Raw genomic sequence first — 19,839 nt, forward strand, 5'->3', positions numbered from 1 at the left:
TTGCTACTTTAGTCTTCTACAAAACGGATATATGGACGTTGGAAATATCTTTGGTCAGACACGAAGTAATATTCCTTCCCCACAACAAGAGGAGGGATAACGGACTTTGAAGAAATATATAATTTTTTAATCTTGCCTCCGTTAGACGCATTGCTCTGGATGACTAAGTAATCATCTTTAACTTCAATTAATTTAGCGTTTTCACTAGAATGAGATCCAGAAAAATAATAAATACAGCCAATGATTAGTAACAAAAATGCAATTTTTAAAATAAATATTGCATTTTTGTTTTTTGTCACTAACATTTGAATACACCTCCAATATTTGATCATTATACTATATCTATGATAATATTGGTAATAGAATTACAATATTATTCCACTTTGGAGGTAGAGAATGAAAAAGAAGACAGGGTTACTCTCGCTTGTGGTAGTTGGACTCCTTGCGTTTTCTCAAGGCTCAGTTAGCGCGTCTAGTTCGGCAGAAATGAAAGTAATGGACTATACTCCCCTGAAAATTGACAACAATCTAACGGTTAAAAAATTTTCTGATGGCCGTATTGAGCCGATTGAGAATGCAAAGGCTTTGACGGAGAAACAACAAAATGAGATCTTAAGCGAAATGGGCTATACTGAAAAAGAAAGTGAAGAACTCTCTGAGTCGGAAAAAGTTTACCTCATTACTGAGGGTGGAGTAAAAGTTAATGTAACCCAAAGTGAAATGGTCCACAAATACTTTGATCTTAGTGGTAAGGAGCATATAATTACACCAGAAAATGAAGCTGAAATTAACAAAATCAAAGAAGCTGATTTAAAGAAAATAAAAGGTGATAAAATTAGCACATCTGCAATGGGATCTGTTAACGACGGTACTTTTTCAGGCACTTCTTCAATTCATTATATGGGGAAAACGGCTAATGGTAGAGAGTACAAGTACTCATACCGAACACATTTTAACTGGAGCAACATCCCTTGGATTACCTTATCTGATAGGGTAGCGCATGCTTTCCAATCCCATACTTCAGCCGTTGGGTCAAAAGCGGATTTCTTTTATCGTACAGCAAATGGAAACTGGCATGATGGTGAATTCAGTAATATTGACCAATCACAAGTTTCGGGAACTATTGGTTCGGTCCGTTTAATACCTATCAAAGAACAATACGGAACTTTATATACTGAAGTAAGAATACCAGCAGCGCATGGTGGTGGTACAGGAAGCTTTGCTAATAGTTATGCTCATTCATACACTGAGGTGCCCTTTGCTTTATCTTTAGGCTCTGTGAGTATTACTGGTACTGGATTAGGAGATTTGTGGACTTGGAGAAGTAATTTCACGATTGGCCAATGGGAATAGTATTTTTTTTGGGGAAATGGCCTCTTATGTTTCACGGTTGGACTTTTAATGACGTAAATTTGTATCATGGAAAATCAAATAAGGAACGAAACTGCAGCTTTCAAGCTTCGGTGACTCAGGTCGGACAACGTGCCAGCCTTTTTGGTTTTTCTACAAAACATATTAGGAGGACATTTGATCATGTCTACTACACAACCACGCTTTGCATTTCTCAGCTCTGACGGTATTTTACACTTACACGATGAAGAACATGCTGCTCAACATGGTAAGCACGACAAACATCCCTGACGGATGATGAAAGCGGCATTTCCGATCGTCGAGGGCCAAGGCGTTGTCTATTATGCTCGTGAGGACAAGGCTTATGTTAAGGGTAACAAGAAAGATGGCCAACTCATCCCAACACCGTTGGTGCTCAAGCAACTCGCAGCAGAGCTCCTGTAGTTTTTGAATGTGGTGGCGGAAGAGAGACGCTACAACGTAGGATGACACCTGCAGATGACAGTTAAATAGCCTCAGTGACTCCTGCAAGGGGATAGAGGGACATACTGCTCAGCGGCATAGACCAGTGCGCGCAAGGGAAGGCCCGATTATGTGGCCGCGAACAAGGGTAGATCCTTGGCACCCGTAACGCACAGCGGTAGATCGACACAGTTTGCAGATTGCGGTTAAACGGTAAGTCATTTCATACGGGGGAAGAGTGGCCCCCGCCTACATTATTCATGGCACGCGCAGGCGGCAAGGAACCAGTTAACCAGCGGAAACATGAAACAGCCTGGTCAGAACCCTTGCGCGGTTCAATTCCGCTGCGTGCTCTTCTAGAGGGGAAGCCTTTCCGGTGAGAGGCCACGGCATCTAAAAGAAGATTGAATTTAAGGGGATCGCCAATCCTTCTTTGAGAATTACAAAATAAACCTTATAATATTATTATAAGAAATTAATCTTTTAAATTGAAAAAAGTGGGTTTATAATATGAAAAATAGTGGAATGACTCCTTTCTTTGCTGTATTGTCTTTAGCTGCTGTATTATCGTTAACTAGTTGTACTTCTTCAGTTATCAGTGGTATAAATTCAGCTACTGTGGACTCAGCGCCAGTAGTTCAAGCTGCAAATGAATCTATTGAGGTGAATACATCAAAACTGGGGGATCATGTTATTACTCCTCAAGACACGAAAAAGGTACTCAACAAGTCTCTTGGGAATACTGACATGTCAGAGCGTTTCTACATTGATCCGGGATACGGATATGCTAGAGTGTATGTGTATAATGATGGGAAAGCCCCGATTAATATAACAGTAACTCAGGAGTCTGCTAGTGGTCCAGTTAAGATGAAAGGAAAAATAAACCCCAGGTAAAGTATTTGATGAAATCAACGAAAGTACTTGGCCTGTTGGTAGTTTCTATGTAAACCTTACTTCACCCGGCGGTGTTATGAAGGGCGGCCTTTCAGTTCGCATAGCCAATGCTAAAGGAGAATTGCAATAATCTTATCATAAAGTATGCATTGAAGAGGTCGACCAACCCGAGCTCGAACATACAACAATGGGCGCATTCTTTTGTGATTCAAGTTGGGATGTAATGTAATGGCTTCCGGTGATGAGGATAAACTGGGTGAGAGAATCGTTTAGGACGAGTAATATCGAGAAAGTGAGCAAAAGCCAGCTTATAATGGTTTAATTACCCATTTTCCGGTATTGTCCGGTTTTTGTTCTTTGACGGACATTTTTAGCAATATGTAAAATGGTGTTATTCTTCCTCTCTAGTTACTAAGTACAATGCTTTTATGCAACAGCGTAGCGTTTTGCATCCCGCTTGCGGGAGTAGACCCTATCGCTGTTTCTTTTTTCGGGTTTTAAATAAGCGCTCAGTTCATTAAAACAGGTATTAAGACCTATATGGATTGAAGTTTAATACATAAAATGTTTATATTTGTCCATTCGATATTGACACTTTCTGGTGATAATGAGATATTAAATCTATAAGAGAATGATTTTTTATTTATAGTAGGAGGAACAATTTGTGTTTTCATCTAACTTACAGGAAGCTGATACTTTTAAACCTATGGTAGTTGAACTTGAACTTAGTTATTTGGACCTAAATATTCAAGAGGTTGAATTAAAATGGTTGGAGATAATTAAAAAAAATTTCAAATTCAAAAAAGTAGAGATTTCACCGGATCATGTACAACTTATCGAATGTTTTCCTATAATGAAATGTGAGTTTAGATCAAAGAGTATTGATATTACAATTGCTATTGTTAAGGATTGGACAAAAAAATTTAAAGAATTTATAGATGTGCTTGTTAAAGAAATTGATTTTGACAAACTTGTCATAAAAAAAGTTGTTCATATAGGTGGGTTTATGATAAAAGATAATAAAAAACTGCTTGGTTTAAGTTTAGAAGAAGAGGATATTTTATCTGTAGATGTTCAATTTACAGTAAAAAATGCTAATGATACTACAACAAGAATAAGAATATTCGATGAAAGTAATAGAGATGAACAGCCTAATATTGTTTTTTCAGAAATTGAAACAGATAAGAAATTGATAAACTCTCAAGATTTATACAGTAACCTTGATTCTCTATGTATACAATCATTATCTGAAATGAATAAGTATTTATCTTTGCAAACGAAGGGGAATTTGTCCTTTTTGGCGCATAAGGCTGGCGATACGTATGAAGAATGATTTGTACCAAGAAAGAAGCAATATTTTCTTAGAAATACAATCTTTCAGAGAAAATGATAAGTCAAACGAGGAACTTAAAAGAATTGAAAAAAAGATAGAATATGTATTGAATGAAACACGCTCTGTCTATTGGCAAGTACTAAATGCTAGTGATCAAAGCAAGATAAAGTATGAGCATGAGGAAATGCTAAAGATTGCATCAAATTTTATTGAGAGTACAAATAAACTTATTGAAGAACAGAAAGTAATAAAAACAAAGGAAAAGCATATTTATAAGCATCCCATGGTAAGGGGTGAGAAATTAATGAGAAATATAGCCTCTTTCTTTCCTTTTGTAGGTATGAGTGAATTAAGCAGATATTTCTCCGACTTTGTTGCTGTCCCAAGCATTAAGTTATTCTTTGTTTTACTCGGTGCAGTTATAACGCTGCTATTTGGACAGTTTACTACTCTGAACTGGGTTTTTGTTTCTTTAACAGTAGCCCATTTTATTTCTCGTGTATGGGCAAATAGATATCATACGCCAAATGACTATATAAAATTCAATCGGACAGTTCAAATATTCATTCTCCCATACTTTTGGTTATTTATAGGTAACGTATTGAGTAAATTCGTTTCATTTGATGGCTTGCCAGACAACACATTTTATTCTCTGCTATTGGTATGGCTAGTATGGGGCGAGCTTAAAGGAACCGTTGATAATATGAAGGTGACAGGATTGCCTATACCGCCGTTTATTGAGAAACTTGTGAATTCTCAAAACAATACTAATGATATTGAACCACCTTTGTAATTAAATTGTAATAATGGTCTTTGGATGACCATCTTAGTTGACAGATGTAGTTGGTGTTCTGAGCATATTGTATGTGTCGAGGTATCGCAACCGTTCCATAAAAACAAATTAAATTTGATAACTGGATTTATTAAACTTGGGATAGGGATTGTATACATAACCCAAGATATTAATTAAACATAGAAGTATGAACAAATACAGAAGGTCAGGAAAGTTTTCCTGTCTTCTTTTTTTATTACAGATTCCAGAAGGCCTTCAAAAATCGAATCTTATGGAGGAAGAAGTACTTTTTTTGGGCAAAAATCAGCAGTAAATTCGAATAAAAAAGATGTTATCCTTTATTTATAGAAGTTTGCAAAGAAAGGCGGTGAAATCTTGAAATGGTATCATAGAGCTGTATATTCATTTGCTAATGCTGTTCTTCCAACAGCGGTAAAGCGTCAGATGATGGGTATAGGCAGAGCAACAGTACCTAATAATGCTAACCCGTGGGGCATATTTAATTGGCTACCCAAGAAACATCAGCAGGCTCACAATATTGACCTTACCAAGTTACAGAGCTATACAGCTGAGGAATTACTGGAACTTCTGATATCCGTTCATCCCGACGTATCCTATGCCTTATACACATACTTGCGTATGGGAGATACCGATTTAACGTTTACAGCTAAGAAGCCGAATGGGAATGCAGATAAGAGCGGACAACGGGTACTGGATGAACTCAAAGCTATGCTTAATACACCGCTACCTTCGCCGGGATACCAGCACGGACGCTCATTAGATAAACTAGACACAATTCAGCGGATGATGATTATGGTCCGTGGGGCTTGTGCCGGGGAAATCGTCCTGAATGAGCAGTGTAATGATGTCATTGATATTGTTCCAGTTGATCCGGCTTTAATTTGGTTCCGTAGGGAGCCAGATACTAATCGACTTACACCGTGGCAGTATGTAAAGAACCCAAGAAGGGGCGCAAATGAAGAATGGTTTGGCAATTACAAAAAGATTGACACACCAACATTCATCTATGAAGAGTTTGATCCTATGGTTGATGATCCTTATGGACGAACGCCTATGCTTCCGGTACTGCAAGTAGTATTCTTTCATCTTCAGGTGTTGGCAGATCTAAAAGCAGTAGTTCATAACCAGGGGTATCCAAGGCTCGATATTTCGATGCTGGAAGAAATCATGCTGAAGAATATGCCAAACAACTTAAAGAGTAATCCCGATGGTCAACAAAAATGGCTCAAAGAGCGAATGGATGAGATGCTAAACCATTTCAACTCACTCAATCCAGATGATGCTCTTGTCCACTGGGATAGTGTAAAGGTGGAATATCTCAAAGGCGGCAATTCTGGACCGATGATTGATATTAAGAAGCTGATTGATATCATTGATACCCAAATGGCTACTTCACTCAAGACACTGCTTACTATCCTTTCTAGACATCAAGGGTCAACAGAAACGTACAGTTCAATTGACACTCAAATATATATCAAAAATGTAGAGTCCGCGCGGAGCGTAACCAAACGTTTCTGGCAGCGGGCTTTTTCGTTGTCTGCAAGAGTAAAGGGGACTCAAACAAAAGTTGAAGCTGACTACCTCCCCATTGATTTACGTTCTGAAAATGAGATTGAACGTGACCGACGTTCAAAGATCGACAACTATATCACAGCGGAGAAGAATTTCTACATCACACCGTTGGAAGCTGCTGAGGAAATACGTTGGACACTTGGTATTAATGCCAAAATTCCTGCTGAATTACTTCCTTTGCTTGTACAAAAGCATGAATCTAATTTAAATGAAGAAAATACTCCACCGGAGGGAGGTGAATAAACAATATGGCTAAACCTACATCCGAACAATTGGCGAAGATCAATCAAAAAGCATTGGTCCCTTTAACCGATGAACAAACTCATGTGTTTCAAGCGAGAATCATTGGAACCAAGCGTATTGATAAGTACAAAATGAAGATTACCCCAAACTTCCTACGCAAAATGGCAGATCAGGTTAAAGAGGGAGTCGCCTTGCTGGTTGACCATCCGTGGCAGAAGTGGGAAGCCTTATCTTTCCCGTATGGCAGAACTTTTGACAGTCGAATTATCGAAGAGGGAGGGGAACTGGAACTCTACGGTGATCATTACATGGCAAAAGGGCTAGAGGCTGATGGAATCTCAACAGATCAACTGGCTACTGGTATTGATTCAGGAACTATCTTTGATACCTCGGCAGGGTTTGTCACTACCAAGCATACATGTAGCATTTGTGGCGGCGATTATTATGGTTCCTCGGCATGTTCGCACATTCGTGGACAAACGTACGATGACAAAGAATGTCTTGTTCTCGCGGATGATGGATACATCATGGAAAATTCTATCGTGTTTGATGGCGGTTACGAAGGCGCCGGAATTACACGTGAATCTCTCTCAATGAAACAACATGGTGAATATGAACAGCCGAAACAAACTGAATACGAACCGTTACCATTAGATGCGAAGTCGCTTGATGGCGATGGACGCGTCTTTTATTTTTTCAGTAACAAAGGCGGCATGTCTGCTTTTGTACCTAAACAGCATCAAACAAAAGAACAGGCTGAGACACTGGCCCAAGGAGATGACACTATGAATGAAGAACAAAAAGCTGCTTTGGCAGCAGCGCAAACCCAAGCAACTGCACTGGCAGCGGCTAATGGCGTGCTTGGACAAGTACGGGCTGCATTGGGCGTTGAGAGTGACGCAGAAATCCCGGCGAAGCTTACGGCGCTGAGTGTTCAAGCTACTGATGGAGCAATGTACAAGGTGAAGGTCACTGAACAAGCATGCGGAGCTGGCGTCCGTGCTCTTGGTGAGGCCTTTAATGTAGAAGCTATGAAAACGGCATTATCTCATTTGCCAGTATCTGAAATTGAAAAGATCGGTGCAACGTATGAGGCGCAGGCACAAGCCGCCTTAGGCGGAGGTGGTCGCCATACACAAGGAGAAGATGTAAACCTTCCTGAAGGAGCTCTGAATGGAGCGCCGCCAACTAACTCACAAAATGATGGTGGCGAGAAAACGCCAGAACAACTTAAAGCATTAGCTCGTGAAGAAGCTCGGGCGGCACTTAAGAACACAGGCAGAGGTAATCTGCTGAAGGAGGATAAATAATTATGATGCAATCTCAGTATAATGGCGCTCCTGGTCCCGGTCAGGTTATTACTCAAGAGTTTACGGAGGTTCTAGCGTCTACTGACCTTCAGGCTAAACTACCGGGAGGAGTCTTGCTGAAACAAGGGCAAGGAATCCTGAAAAAAGGGACGATTATAGGTAAGATCACAGCAGCAGGAGCGGATAAGGATAAAGCGGTAGCTTATAGTTCCGCAGCAACCAACGGCTCCGAAGTGGCACTGTGTATCCTTGATAATGATCATGACACAACACTTTCTGATATTGGGGCATCTGCGTGGATTGCAGGTATTTTTGATTCATCCAAATTGACTGGCTTAGATACAGCAGCTAAAACAGCGCTGAAGCTTTGCTACTTTGTATAAGGGGGATAAACACACATGGCAAACGTACTTGATCCATATTTCCTTACGGAAGTCGTTCAGAACATCCGAACAGATATTAACAGCTTTCGAGGGGCTCAACTGCTAACCAATGGAGTTGACTTCAAACCGGAACTTGGACTCACTATTGAATACGATATCACCTATGACGACACGGGTATGACGCCACCTACAGGATTGAATGATCCTTCACCTATTCATACTCCACCTGTGGTGAAACACATGAACTTTACGAACCAAGAATGGAGAGAAAAGGTTGTTATCGACCGTGAAAAGATTGCTACTTTGAGAAAGCCCGGCAACAGTCTTGAGCAAAAGTGGGGCGAAGAATACATGATTGAGAAAATGGTTGGTCTGAACCTTCGCCTCGAAACTCGGTTTGAGTGGATGAGATGGCAGTCATTAACAGGAAAACTTATTGTACCAGCCACATCCACCAAACCAGCCAGAACGATTGACTATGGTGTTCCAGCTAATAACAAGCCAACAGCATCCGTATTGTGGAGTAATACCGAAACAGCAGATCCATTGGCTGACTTGGATGGCTGGTCACTTCGATTCCGAGGAAGTGGGGCTCGGCCTGTTAAAATTATTGTTAATAAGAAAGTCGATATCTATTTGAAGCAGAATGCTAAAATCCGTGAATTGATCAAGTATACTTTTGGTAAAGATGTTGTCACTGACGGTTCGCTTGCTGAAATTGTCAGCCAAAATTTGAATGGTCTTAAGTATGAAGTTTACGATGGTGGTTACATTGATGACTCTGGCGTATTCTATCCGTTCATTCCAGATAATGCAGTAATCATAATCGGCCAAGGTATGACAGGCTCAATTATGGATCTTGTGACCGGCCCGAATAACTATGAAGACATTTTCACCGGTCATACAGGAAAGTTTGCACTGACTAAGTTGATCCAAGGAGACCCCGATCAATGGCAAGCCATCAATGGTGCAACAGTGTTACCGCGTCTGAAATACGTTAACTGGCATATCTTCGCAACAGTGGCGTAAGGGAGGAGACCGAATTTATGACAACTGTAAAAGTATTGGTTGATGCTGTTGGACAATACAATGCCGGGGACATCGTAACAGATGCCCCAGATGGCCTTGTAGATATCGCAAAGAAAGAAATTCGTAATGCCGCAACCGGACAATTACTTGCGGAGATTGTGGATGGTAACGGAATTGTGGATGGTTCTCCTTCAGAACGGGAGTTGCAGCTTCAGGCCGAATTAGAACAGTCCAAAGCGCGAGAAACAGAATTGCTTGAGCAAATTGATATTCTTCAGTCCGATGGTGAGTTGAAAGAATTGAAAGCTTCAGCTAAGGAATTGAAAATACCCGGATACACCAAAATGAGTATTGAAGAATTGAAACAGGCTATCAGTGCAGCAGATGGCGACTAATAAGATACTTACTACAGTAACATATCACGAGGAAATTAGAGGGCGTCTAGGCGTTGGTGAGGATGTAATATCCGATGCTGACATAGACGCTCTTTCTGTTTTGTCCATTGGTGAATCAAGGATAGTAAAGGCTGTTCCTGATTATGCTGTGTTGACTGGTGACGATCAGACCTATGTGTATGCAGCAGCCGTTTGTATGGTCGCTGCTATACTAGCTCCGTCCATGACAGCAAGAATCAAGAAGTCCAAAAAGGACTTCGACTTCTCCTTTGAAAATCAGGTTGTTGATTGGAAGAAATACGCTGTTCAGCTCGTTGATGAGGCGTACCAGTACATTGACTTGATATCGACGGCGGAGCAAGAAACAACCGTTCCGGTGTTCGGTGTAGCGGGGCCAACCCGTGCAAAAGAGAGGCGGCGTTACTGATGTTTAAAGACTTTGCTCATAGGCACTCACCTTGTACTGTCAACGGTGAGCCAGACGTTGTTATACTGTCTCGGGAAACGAAAGCTACAACGATTATCGGCAAAGAATATATGTACAATGGTTTGTTTTCTTCGAAATCACCTGTAAAGCCAGGAGATATAGTTCAGAACGAATCATCGTTCTTGGTACAGACTCTACGTACAACAACTGAAAAGGACAAATACTGCTCTCTGATTAAAACCAATGCTTCAATTGAAGTTCAGCGCTATCGGCAGTCCTATGACTCAAACGACAACCCGATAGGTGATCCTGAGTTTGTTCCAATAGCTGTCGATGTAGTTTGTTTCACTCAGTATGTAACCGCTCAATTGAGACAGCAAGAGCCGGGCTTGTTGCCAAGTACCGTCTTTGTTTTGCAGTTACAGACTAATGTTGATATTAAACGGCCGGAGGAGACGAATACAGCTATTCCTGACCGGATTGTGATGAGTGGAAAAACATATCGGGTAGATGTAGTTGATAGGGTGAAGTATCCTAATTTGCTGCATGTTCAAATTTCTGAGGATCGGATATGATTACTGGCTATGATGCAGCGCGGGCCGCAAAGGATCTGGAGAATAAATTGGCTGTCGAAATTACAGGACTAACAAAACTGATTATGCTTACAGCTAAAAGCGGAATACGGTACTATCCGGCTGTTCGGGACCACTTGGAAATGCACATGTTTGTACTTGCTAATCAGATGATTTCAGGCGACATCACAGCAGATTACTGGCAAGCATGGCTTGAGCAATTCGGTAAAGGCTCCAAGATGGCAGACAGCAGCCAAAACTCCGGACTGATAACTTATATGAACAGTGAAGCATGGAACCGACTGAGGTCCAAAGGTGATCGTATTATTGTAGGTCGTTCTCGTGGAAAGTACCGGGCGATTGACGGGACCATGAAGGAATCAGGTGGGGGCTATGCTGGGGTGGACTTGGAGGAGCTTGCGGAGCGCGGTGACATTGATCCTTCATTCAGGGCCACACCACCAACCTACTTTTTGCGTATTGCAATTCAGTCTAACCGGAAACGTATTCTGGATGGCATTAGCCGTGTAATAACTGAGTTTCCATATCACAGATACTTCAAGGAGGTGCGGGAGTGAGCCTACAACTTATTGATGCTGTTCAGAGCGTTTTAAAAGCAGATTCGGAACTTATGAACATGCTGAAGCTTACTCCTTCATCATCCTCTGCTGATGTGGTAAAGCGATTTACGAAAGGTATGGAACCTGAGATAACGGTTTCTAAGGATACAGTTCCACATATCTGCCAATATGTCATGCCGGGACGATATGCCACTAATCCACTGGTGTTCGAAGGCAAGTTCTGTATCGACTTTTACGGTAAGACAGCATATGAAGCAAAGCTTCTATTTGAAAGAGCATTCAAAACCTTGCACGAAAAAAGGTTGTTTGCACAGGGGTTTATGTCCTATCTTTGTGTGCTGTCCTATGACTCAGATTTTGCTACTGGCATCCAAGGGGTTAAGGGGTACAAAGCAATTTTCGATGTTGATTACTTGAGAATGAATTGAGGTGAGCAGAATGGCAGAAGCAGCTGTATGGAAAGCAACCGGGAGATCCGGTGATCACAATGGTGTTAACCACGTTGAATATGAGCTGCTGGATTCAGCACAAAAGCGAGTTTCTTTGGCTAAAACCAACGTATCCAGTATTGAAAAAGATGGGGTTAAAATTGAACCGGATGATCAGGAAACTCTATGGTTTAGTGAAGCAAATGCAACCAAGAAGTACAAATTTAATGTTGTTACTCTTGCTGGTACAACTTATGAAGCCGAATTGAATTGGACTCAACCTAATCCTCCTAAACCAGAACCTACCGAGTGGGAAACGCTGATTGCTGAAAAAATCGCGCTTGCTAAAGGATTGGGTATCATGGGGATCTGGAATCCAAAACAGGGTTACAAGCTAACAAAAGATTACAGTCGCATTGCAGAAATTGATAAGCGTCTATGGGAACTGGTCAAATAAGCTGACCAGTTTTTTGTGTTCACATATAAGGAGGATGAAACTATATGCAACCTTTAGTATTTGATGGCGTAGGGTCAGCGCAAGTCTATGAAGAAGGCGGAAGGCTCAAGTTTCTTGATGATAAAATCACTAAAGTAACTTTGCAATTGCAATTTGATTGGGACAAAGTAATGGGCGGCGATAGCGGCTACGCATTCCACTACACTGCTAAGGACTTAGGGGATAAAGCTTCAATGGAGGTTCCGCGCTACTCTGATATTTTAGCCGAATTGTCTCAAGGGGCTGAATCGGAAAAAGGAACAGTTCAATTCGATGAAGTAGAACAAGGGTTTTTAAATGCAACTGATGGCTACAAGTTAAAGGCTCCAACGAAGTATAACGGAACCTTTGTAAATAAGAGTGACCGGGTTTATTTAAAAGATACTGACACAGGTGAACTAGCTGAGTTGACTCGTGTTGCATCTGCCCCAACAGCAGAGCAGTACGTAATTACTGCTGATGGGAAAATCACATCTGATGTTGCAAACGAAGGGAAATTAATCACGGTTACGTTCAAATGGTCAAAAGAGAATGCTACAAGAAGTAGCTTAAGTGGTAAACGCCGTCCGAAGCCATTTAAACTGGTACATCGCTTTTCATTAACTGATGATCGGAACGGTAAAGAAGTCCCTTGCCAGCTCACTATTTGGAAGGCTCTCGGGGGCGGGACTTTGGACGTGTCCCAAGAGCGCAAAAAGCCAACCACCAATACATTGGCGCTGGAGATTATGGAGCCGGATATCACGCCAGAGAATCCTAATGGATATGCAGTAGAAATCATTTTCGGTATCTAATCAATTACTAACCCAACCCCCTACCTGAGCGATAGGGGGTTACATACATTGAGGAGGAAATTTAATGAGTACAGACAAACAGTTGGATAAAACTCTTAATATAGGTTCAGAAATTCGGTTGGCAGAGGGCATCAAAAAGCATGTGAAGATCGGGACTATTGCATTGATCCGTCAGGTTCGTGAAGAAATGGATGGTGTAGTACACAAGTTTTCCTTTTCGATAGGCCGGAAAAAATGGGAGGCTACCGAAGACCGGGAAGCAGTTGACTGGCCTAAAGTGGAGGAAATGTACAAAAAGGTGTTTAATCTCGTGCTGGTTGAGGAAATAACGGAAAAAGAGTACGAACTGATTGACCAGGACGGTATTGCAGTACTGGATGATTTGTTAGACCGATTTCTATTCTGAGTCGTTTCCTCTAGATGAAGAGTCAGATGAGGAAGATGAACAGGAGGAGTCTAACCCTGTCGAGGATGAGCATGAAACGGACTGGTTAGAACTTTGGGCTTTATGTGTGAGCAATGGTATTTCTGATTCGGAGTGGCCTAATATGACTATTCCAAAAATTAGAGCGCTCATGAAGGCCAAGAACAGAAACCGGGAATTTGAAATCATTCTTCACGGTGGCAATGTAGAGAATAAAAAACCGAAGAAGGTCAAGTCACTATCTGATCTTGGTTTCTTCGCCAAGTAAATTAAGAGGCATCCGCAATCATGCAGGATGCCTCTTTTTCTGTATTCAGGGCAGGAAAAGTTTCCTGAACCTTATGAAGAGGTGAGCAAAGTGGCGGATTTAAGTAAAGATGTAGTAGGTGCGCGTATAAGCTTGGATACAACTAAGATACTACCCGCTTTCAAATTGATAGACAACGGAGCAAGGACGAATGCTGAATCCTTTAAGGTTCTAAATTCTGAACTCGGGCTAAGTGAGAAGAATTTCAAGTCTCTTGCCAGCAGTGCAGACAAGTTTGCTCTTTCAGCAGAGGATAGAAGAAAGAAGATCCTTGCTGAATCCGAAGCTCTTGTTAAGCAACGCACTGCACAGGCTGAATTAAATACTGCACGAAAGAACCAACTAGACCAAGCTAACAAAATTACAGATGAGAAACTAAAAGCACAGCAGGCCATTGTAAAAAAGCGTGAGGATGCAATTGAACAGCAGGAACGAGAGCATCTAAAACGGATGGAAGCCCTTCAAAATAAGGCGACATCAACCGGGCAGAGAGCTGCTAAAATTTCAGGGGCAGGAACGGATGATAAGACGCGAGAACGTGTCCTCATGCAAGAACAGGCTATCCGTATGAAGTTACAGCAAATGGCTGATAAGGAAGCACAGCAAGCAAGGAAAAACGCTCAAGATTATGAGAAGTTCTGGATTAATGCTTTACGGACCAGGGAGCAGAAGGAGGCACAAGTCCGAGAGAAGGTCCTTCAGGAAGAACAGAAAATCAGGCGTTCATTAAGTCAAACCGAAACGCAGATGAAGCAAACCTTTAACATTACGCCAAGTTGGATAGGCAAGCTTGGGGATATGGCTACCCATGCCGCTGTATTCCACACGGCATATGCCGCTATGCACAAGGTACAGGAAGCCTTAAGAGAGGGCATAGTCGGCATTGAATCTAATATGGCTGGCTATGTCCAGACGAATGAGCATTATTTCCTTGAGTACAACGAGGGTACTAAGGAAATGGTGATGAACACTGAGAAGTTGCACGACGAGACAACCAATTTTATCAGGACGGCTCATGATCTTGGTTCTGAAATCATGGACGTTACCGAATCAGCACGTTTATGGGGCCGGATGTATAAGGATGCAGGCGTTGTTCAGGAGATGGTACGCAAGTCAACAATGCTCAGTACCGTTGACCTTGTATCCTTGGAAGATGCGACCAAGTCTATGGAGTCTACCTTTGCTCAATACGGTGTACAAATCAAGGACAGTAATGACGCTATGGTGCTTGGTGGACGCGTTCTGGATTCTTGGTCCAAGGTTGCCCATGATACGATGGCCCCGGCTAGAGACTTGGGAGCTGCCTTTGAACGGACAGGTAAGATAGCGGCGGAAACTGGTGTTTCATTTGACTTTATGAATGGCTTGATTTCAGCCGGTATACGTAACACGGCGCTGAGTGGGGAAAACCTGGGTAACATGTGGAAAACAGTCTTGGGTACGATCCGTACAGATAAAGCTGTTGCAGAGATTGAGAGATTAGGAGTTCATACAAAAGAAGTTGTAAATGGTACAGAGCAGTGGAAAAAGGCAGAAGACATCCTGTTAGAATTATCGACCAAAGTAATCGACAAAAACTATGACCTTACGAAATCCTACGCTGATATATCGCGTGGCGTATATCAATACGCAAAATTAGCTGCTTCACTGAATGCTGGGGGCATTTTGTTGGGTACTGCGGCCTCTATCGGTTCAACCGGATCGACAATGGAGTATCTTAAAGTCCAGATGGATACGATTCAGCGTAAGGCAGCTCAAACGAAGGCTTCGTTATTGGAAATATTCAATAATGCTGGAGATGATGGGCTGCGGCGTACGATCAAGGATGTTCTGGACGCTATTGACCAATTGCTAATTGGGCTTACAAAAGTACCTTCTGGTGTGTTTGAAGGAACGGCGGCTATCGGCGGGCTACTTTTTGCCTATAAAGCTCTAAGCGGTCCAATCATGAATGTAATTGCTGCTGTAAAAGTATTGACGACTGCAAAGGCTGCGGAAACTGCCGCTATTGGCGCTAATACGGTAGCTAATAATGTTAATATCGTTTCTTCACAAGGGGCAACTCTTTCAACAGTTCAGAGAGTTGCCGCTACCGAAGGAGCTACAGTAGCACAAGGAGCTTTAACCGTAGCAACCGAGGGGGCTACAGTTGCTACGAAATCATTGTCTGTTGCCCAAGCAACGGCAACCGTCACAACAGCAGCCGCTACAGCAGGATTGAGCTTACTTGTTGGCGCAATAGCACTTGTAGCGATGAATAGTGGTAAGGAAGAAAAAGCTGCGAGGGATCGGATTCAAAACTTAAAGGATCAAGACTCAGCATCACAACAAATGGTTAGTCAGTACCAACGACAGATAGAATTGTTGCCAAAATTGGTTAATGCACATCGTTCTCTTGAACAGTCATTAAAACAAAGCAGTGGTTCAGTAGAAAAGGAAACAAAAGTAAAAAAACAACTCGAAGAGGTTTCTAAAGCGCTGGTCATCACTCTTGGAAAAGAAGGGGCCAAGCAACTTGAAGCTGCTGGTTATACCGATGAAGCTGTGCAGGTGCAAGTTGCTGCGTTGAACAAACTCATCGAGAAGCAGAATGAAGCCCGGAAAAATGTATTGAAAGATCAGCAAGCGCAATTAATCGAACAACAAAAACAAAAAATAAATGAAATCACAGAAGCTACAAAAGAACTGGAACGAGTAAAAAAGATCATTGCTAATCCAATTGGAAATTTTTTAGGAACAGGCGAATTTAAGGAAGATGCTGCGAAGTTAGAAGAAAAAATCAAAACGTTAGAACAAGAAAATAACAAGCTCACTTTATCTGTAACAGAAGTAGGAGTAGCTTTAGGTCAAGCAACTGTAGAAGCTGACCAATTTTCTGGGACGGCTGGAACAGCAACCGAAAGTGTTAAATCACAGGAGGAAGCTCTTGCCGATTTAAGAGAGCAGATTCAGGGTAACGGCAAGGCTATTTCTGAGATGAATACTGTTTTAAATGATCTTGCCAATAAACAGTCCATGAACGCAGAAGCTGCGGCAGAATTAATTCTCAAATACCCTCAATTAGCTTCGGAGATTTACAAAACATCTGAGGGATGGGCTTTCGAAAAGAATGCTCTCGAAGTTGTTCGTAAAGCTAAAATACAAAAGGCTATAGATGATCTAAAGTCAGAAAAAGCGTCCAGTTTAAGTACAAAACTTGAGTCTGATGATCGTATCGCAGTCTACATTAAAGAGGCTGGAGCGATTAAGAGTCTTGCTGAGTTAAAAGCTAGATTGAATGGAGTTATGGCTCAAAGTTCATTAGAAGTTTTTAATAAACAAAAAGAACTAAACAACATGACCGGAGTGAAATCTTTCCTAAATGCTCCTTTTCAGAACCAGTTAAACCAAGACAAGAAAAACATGGAGCAAAGCAAAAAAGATATAGGCGAAATATATAGCGGATACGAGAAAGATATGAAGCAGTATGACACTCAGATTAATGCTTTAACCAAGCTATATAACGATCCTAAATTTGGTGTGAGTTCTTCTGGTTCGAAAAAATCGAAGGGAAGCGGGGGCAAAAAAGGCAAGAGCGATGCGGAACGTGCAGCTGAAAAAGCAGTCAAGGACGCATCTGCGGCACGAAAAGATAGTTATGATGACGATCTTGATAACTTTAAGTATATCGCTGAACGAAATGAATGGTCTATAAACCAGCAGATTGCAGGATACAAACGACTGGCTCAACGACATAAGCAGTACCTATCGGAAGATAAGGATGCAATGAAGCAATGGAGCCGCGATGTTCAGAAACTGAATGATTCAAGATTTCAGGAAGACGTGTTGAATCTTGAGCGAAGAACCGAGCGTATGCGGCAGGCCAACAAACAAGAAATTGAGATGGTAAAAACCAGTCTGGATTTCTATAAGAAGGAGCAAAGTAAAAATTATCTGCTTCCTGCTAACCGTAGAGAGATTGCCAAACAAATCTATGATTTAACCGTCAAATACAATGAGCTTCGCTATCAAAACAGTGAGAAGTGGATTGATAAAGAGACTTCCAAAATGGAGATGGCAGGGCAAACCCAAATTGCTATCCTCAAAATGGAATATGACGCTTATATGCGTATGAGTAAGGCAAAGGATCGTACTGCCGAACAAAGTTTTGAGTTGCAACAGAAGATTTATGAGAAACGTAAAGCGCTGGAAGATGAGTTCCTGTCCGATTTCCAAAAACGAATCAATTACCAAAAGAGTATGGAAGCCGTATCTGTTTCCGATCAGCTCAATTTATGGACAAAAATGCAGGCTCTTTATAAAGAAGGATCAGAACAACGGATGGAAATTGATGTACAGGTCCATGATTTGAAGAAGCAACTTTTGGAGGATCAGAAGAAGGCTGCTACCGAAGCTGCCAAGAAGGAAAAGGAAGCACTTGAAAAGACTCGGGATGAGGAAGTAAAGCGGATTGAGGCGGAACGGGATGCTTTTATCGAGGCTCAGGACTCTAAAATTAAGGCCATAGACGACTTGCTTGCCAAAATGCAGACAGCTAACGAAGACGAGGATTATGAACGTGCAATGGCGGAGAAACAAGCGCGCCTTGCTCTACTACAATCTGCTGTCGGTCCCGAAGGTATTGCCGAACGGAAACAGACAGAAAAAGATATTGAAGATATGCAACGTGAACATAACCGGACGCTTGCTAAGCGTGGATTGGAGGATCAGAAGAAGAAACTCCAAGACGAGAAGACTGAACGGGAAAAGGACTACAATGACCAGATTGAAGCTGCCAAACAGCATTATGATCAGCTAGCCGAGAAATATGATGAGTACTCAGACGGAGTTGAATCTAAAGCTGAAGATTTGAAAAATACTCAGATTTCAAAGGAATCTGAGAAAAACGCAGAAATCTTGCGTCAGTTGGATCAATTCATCTTAGACTATCAAATGAAAATGGCTGAAATCAATGCTACCTCATTGTCTGCATCCTTTGATACAGGTTCCTCAATATCAGAAAAGGACAGCGATTTGGCGAGATACAATTCTAATATTGACAAATGGTATTCAGCAGGCGCTGCCGAGAAGGCTAAACTGCACGAGGAAAATGCTGCTCTGCGGAATAAGTATGGCATTAAGAAGGATACAGGGAAACTTCAAAAATTCCATTCTGGTGGGATAGTTCAAGGCCAGAAGGGAGCAGAGGTACCCGTCATTGCCCGAGAAGGGGAAATGTATTTGAATGGTCAACAACAGAGTAACTTGTGGAAAATTATCAATTTTAAGATGCCGAAACTTAATTTCTCCATGCCAGACTTCTCTATGCCAATGGCTTCGGGCGGTTCAAATCCGCAGCAAATCAGCAACCAGTTCGTAATAAAATCAGGCGATACTTATATTGAAGATGAATCCGCAGCAAAGGTTTTCTGGAGCGAACGAGATAACCTAGTGCGGAGGTTGCAAGCGAGGGGAGGTAAGTCTTAATGATCGACGCAACGGCAGATGGAAAGTCTTTTAAATCCATTGGATTAGGGCTTAAAAAGCACAACATACCTGTGTTACCGCCGACAAAAGACCACAGCCTTGAGATAGCTGAGAGGGATGGAGAACTGGATTTTGGCAGCACCTATGGAGCGCGAACAATCAATCTCGAATGCGTCCTAATGGCTGATGATACAACCCTTGATTACCATAGGAGAGTCGCCCAAGTGGCGGCTCTTTTTAATGCCAAGAAAGGGGATATCGTATTTACATTTTCTGATTTGCCGGGAAGAAGGTATATAGGACGGTACGCAGGAACTTTGGATATTGAAAAGATACTTTGGGATGGGGAGCTTACCATACCAATCAAAATGGGGGAGCATCCGTTCCCGGAAAGCGATGAGAATATCAAAGAAGTTATCATTACTCAATCGCCACAAACAGTGTCGGTCATTTCTACAGGAGATGAAAGAGCCAGTCCTATTATCGTCTTGACTAACATCGGTAATAACGACATACGGAATTTCCGTATCGCAAATGAGTATCAAGTAGAATAGGAGGT

General features: G+C 41.8%; 20 protein-coding genes. 19 read left to right on the plus strand and 1 reads right to left on the minus strand.

Features of this window, described 5'->3' with window-relative positions:
• Positions 1-8: 8 nt before the first annotated feature.
• Positions 9-305 carry a hypothetical protein gene (locus MMB75_RS05185; protein WP_016822050.1) on the minus strand — a complete coding sequence of 99 codons (297 nt, stop codon included), beginning with the start codon at positions 303-305 and terminating at the stop codon, positions 9-11.
• A gap of 91 nt (positions 306-396) precedes the next feature.
• Here MMB75_RS05185 and MMB75_RS05190 point away from each other — a divergent pair, with 91 nt between their 5' ends.
• The 19 genes from MMB75_RS05190 (at position 397) to MMB75_RS05280 (ending at position 19,834) form a co-directional block, all read left to right on the plus strand.
• Positions 397-1,353 carry a hypothetical protein gene (locus MMB75_RS05190; protein ID WP_016822049.1) on the plus strand — a complete coding sequence of 319 codons (957 nt, stop codon included), beginning with the start codon at positions 397-399 and terminating at the stop codon, positions 1,351-1,353.
• A 969-nt stretch (positions 1,354-2,322) separates the two neighbouring features.
• Positions 2,323-2,706: a hypothetical protein gene (locus tag MMB75_RS05195; protein WP_016822046.1), complete on the plus strand. Its 384-nt coding sequence runs from the start codon at positions 2,323-2,325 to the stop codon at positions 2,704-2,706.
• Positions 2,707-3,370: 664 nt separating this feature from the next.
• Positions 3,371-4,039 (plus strand): hypothetical protein, encoded by a 669-nt coding sequence (locus MMB75_RS05200; RefSeq protein ID WP_016822045.1) that lies wholly within the window; start codon positions 3,371-3,373, stop codon positions 4,037-4,039.
• Positions 4,029-4,832, plus strand: coding sequence for a phage holin family protein (locus tag MMB75_RS05205; RefSeq protein WP_016822044.1), 804 nt, complete (start codon positions 4,029-4,031; stop codon positions 4,830-4,832). Before MMB75_RS05200 ends, MMB75_RS05205 begins: the two co-directional genes overlap by 11 nt.
• Before the next feature lie 375 nt (positions 4,833-5,207).
• On the plus strand, positions 5,208-6,668 hold the full coding sequence (locus tag MMB75_RS05210; RefSeq protein ID WP_016822043.1) for a hypothetical protein: 1,461 nt from the start codon (positions 5,208-5,210) through the stop codon (positions 6,666-6,668).
• A 5-nt stretch (positions 6,669-6,673) separates the two neighbouring features.
• Positions 6,674-7,978 carry a hypothetical protein gene (locus MMB75_RS05215; protein WP_016822042.1) on the plus strand — a complete coding sequence of 435 codons (1,305 nt, stop codon included), beginning with the start codon at positions 6,674-6,676 and terminating at the stop codon, positions 7,976-7,978.
• 2 nt (positions 7,979-7,980) lie between these two features.
• A complete protein-coding gene (locus MMB75_RS05220) occupies positions 7,981-8,361 on the plus strand; it encodes a head decoration protein (RefSeq protein WP_016822041.1) in 381 nt (126 codons plus the stop codon).
• A 15-nt stretch (positions 8,362-8,376) separates the two neighbouring features.
• Positions 8,377-9,390, plus strand: a complete 1,014-nt coding sequence (locus tag MMB75_RS05225; protein WP_016822040.1) for a major capsid protein — start codon at positions 8,377-8,379, stop codon at positions 9,388-9,390.
• A gap of 17 nt (positions 9,391-9,407) precedes the next feature.
• A complete protein-coding gene (locus tag MMB75_RS05230) occupies positions 9,408-9,785 on the plus strand; it encodes a hypothetical protein (protein ID WP_016822039.1) in 378 nt (125 codons plus the stop codon).
• Complete coding sequence (locus tag MMB75_RS05235; RefSeq protein WP_016822038.1) at positions 9,775-10,212, plus strand: hypothetical protein; 438 nt, start codon at positions 9,775-9,777, stop codon at positions 10,210-10,212. The genes MMB75_RS05230 and MMB75_RS05235 overlap by 11 nt, the downstream gene beginning before the upstream one ends.
• Positions 10,212-10,787 carry a hypothetical protein gene (locus MMB75_RS05240; RefSeq protein ID WP_016822037.1) on the plus strand — a complete coding sequence of 192 codons (576 nt, stop codon included), beginning with the start codon at positions 10,212-10,214 and terminating at the stop codon, positions 10,785-10,787. Before MMB75_RS05235 ends, MMB75_RS05240 begins: the two co-directional genes overlap by 1 nt.
• Entirely contained in the window at positions 10,784-11,362 is a 579-nt protein-coding gene (locus MMB75_RS05245) for a hypothetical protein (RefSeq protein WP_016822036.1), read from the plus strand. The genes MMB75_RS05240 and MMB75_RS05245 overlap by 4 nt, the downstream gene beginning before the upstream one ends.
• Positions 11,359-11,793 (plus strand): hypothetical protein, encoded by a 435-nt coding sequence (locus tag MMB75_RS05250; RefSeq protein ID WP_016822035.1) that lies wholly within the window; start codon positions 11,359-11,361, stop codon positions 11,791-11,793. Before MMB75_RS05245 ends, MMB75_RS05250 begins: the two co-directional genes overlap by 4 nt.
• A gap of 10 nt (positions 11,794-11,803) precedes the next feature.
• On the plus strand, positions 11,804-12,250 hold the full coding sequence (locus MMB75_RS05255; protein WP_016822034.1) for a hypothetical protein: 447 nt from the start codon (positions 11,804-11,806) through the stop codon (positions 12,248-12,250).
• Between the two features lie 44 nt (positions 12,251-12,294).
• On the plus strand, positions 12,295-13,083 hold the full coding sequence (locus tag MMB75_RS05260) for a hypothetical protein (RefSeq protein ID WP_016822033.1): 789 nt from the start codon (positions 12,295-12,297) through the stop codon (positions 13,081-13,083).
• Positions 13,084-13,147: 64 nt separating this feature from the next.
• Positions 13,148-13,489 carry a hypothetical protein gene (locus MMB75_RS05265; protein WP_014599920.1) on the plus strand — a complete coding sequence of 114 codons (342 nt, stop codon included), beginning with the start codon at positions 13,148-13,150 and terminating at the stop codon, positions 13,487-13,489.
• 142 nt (positions 13,490-13,631) lie between these two features.
• A complete protein-coding gene (locus MMB75_RS05270; protein ID WP_016822032.1) occupies positions 13,632-13,775 on the plus strand; it encodes a hypothetical protein in 144 nt (47 codons plus the stop codon).
• 90 nt (positions 13,776-13,865) lie between these two features.
• Positions 13,866-19,280: a phage tail tape measure protein gene (locus MMB75_RS05275; protein WP_277507148.1), complete on the plus strand. Its 5,415-nt coding sequence runs from the start codon at positions 13,866-13,868 to the stop codon at positions 19,278-19,280.
• Positions 19,280-19,834: a phage tail domain-containing protein gene (locus MMB75_RS05280; RefSeq protein ID WP_016822030.1), complete on the plus strand. Its 555-nt coding sequence runs from the start codon at positions 19,280-19,282 to the stop codon at positions 19,832-19,834. The genes MMB75_RS05275 and MMB75_RS05280 overlap by 1 nt, the downstream gene beginning before the upstream one ends.
• Positions 19,835-19,839: the final 5 nt, after the last annotated feature.

Source organism: Paenibacillus sp. P2(2022) (assembly GCF_029522175.1).
Classification (GTDB): Bacteria; Bacillota; Bacilli; order Paenibacillales; family Paenibacillaceae; genus Paenibacillus; species Paenibacillus polymyxa.

Excerpts from the sequence above, each read along its gene's own strand:
- MMB75_RS05185 (WP_016822050.1), bottom strand. The coding sequence starts at position 305 with ATGTTAGTGACAAAAAACAAAAATGCAATATTTATTTTAAAAATTGCA.
- MMB75_RS05190 (WP_016822049.1), top strand. The coding sequence starts at position 397 with ATGAAAAAGAAGACAGGGTTACTCTCGCTTGTGGTAGTTGGACTCCTT.
- MMB75_RS05195 (WP_016822046.1), top strand. The coding sequence starts at position 2,323 with ATGAAAAATAGTGGAATGACTCCTTTCTTTGCTGTATTGTCTTTAGCT.
- MMB75_RS05205 (WP_016822044.1), top strand. The coding sequence starts at position 4,029 with ATGAAGAATGATTTGTACCAAGAAAGAAGCAATATTTTCTTAGAAATA.
- MMB75_RS05215 (WP_016822042.1), top strand. The coding sequence starts at position 6,674 with ATGGCTAAACCTACATCCGAACAATTGGCGAAGATCAATCAAAAAGCA.
- MMB75_RS05220 (WP_016822041.1), top strand. The coding sequence starts at position 7,981 with ATGATGCAATCTCAGTATAATGGCGCTCCTGGTCCCGGTCAGGTTATT.
- MMB75_RS05225 (WP_016822040.1), top strand. The coding sequence starts at position 8,377 with ATGGCAAACGTACTTGATCCATATTTCCTTACGGAAGTCGTTCAGAAC.
- MMB75_RS05230 (WP_016822039.1), top strand. The coding sequence starts at position 9,408 with ATGACAACTGTAAAAGTATTGGTTGATGCTGTTGGACAATACAATGCC.
- MMB75_RS05235 (WP_016822038.1), top strand. The coding sequence starts at position 9,775 with ATGGCGACTAATAAGATACTTACTACAGTAACATATCACGAGGAAATT.
- MMB75_RS05240 (WP_016822037.1), top strand. The coding sequence starts at position 10,212 with ATGTTTAAAGACTTTGCTCATAGGCACTCACCTTGTACTGTCAACGGT.
- MMB75_RS05245 (WP_016822036.1), top strand. The coding sequence starts at position 10,784 with ATGATTACTGGCTATGATGCAGCGCGGGCCGCAAAGGATCTGGAGAAT.
- MMB75_RS05255 (WP_016822034.1), top strand. The coding sequence starts at position 11,804 with ATGGCAGAAGCAGCTGTATGGAAAGCAACCGGGAGATCCGGTGATCAC.
- MMB75_RS05260 (WP_016822033.1), top strand. The coding sequence starts at position 12,295 with ATGCAACCTTTAGTATTTGATGGCGTAGGGTCAGCGCAAGTCTATGAA.
- MMB75_RS05265 (WP_014599920.1), top strand. The coding sequence starts at position 13,148 with ATGAGTACAGACAAACAGTTGGATAAAACTCTTAATATAGGTTCAGAA.
- MMB75_RS05270 (WP_016822032.1), top strand. The coding sequence starts at position 13,632 with ATGACTATTCCAAAAATTAGAGCGCTCATGAAGGCCAAGAACAGAAAC.
- MMB75_RS05280 (WP_016822030.1), top strand. The coding sequence starts at position 19,280 with ATGATCGACGCAACGGCAGATGGAAAGTCTTTTAAATCCATTGGATTA.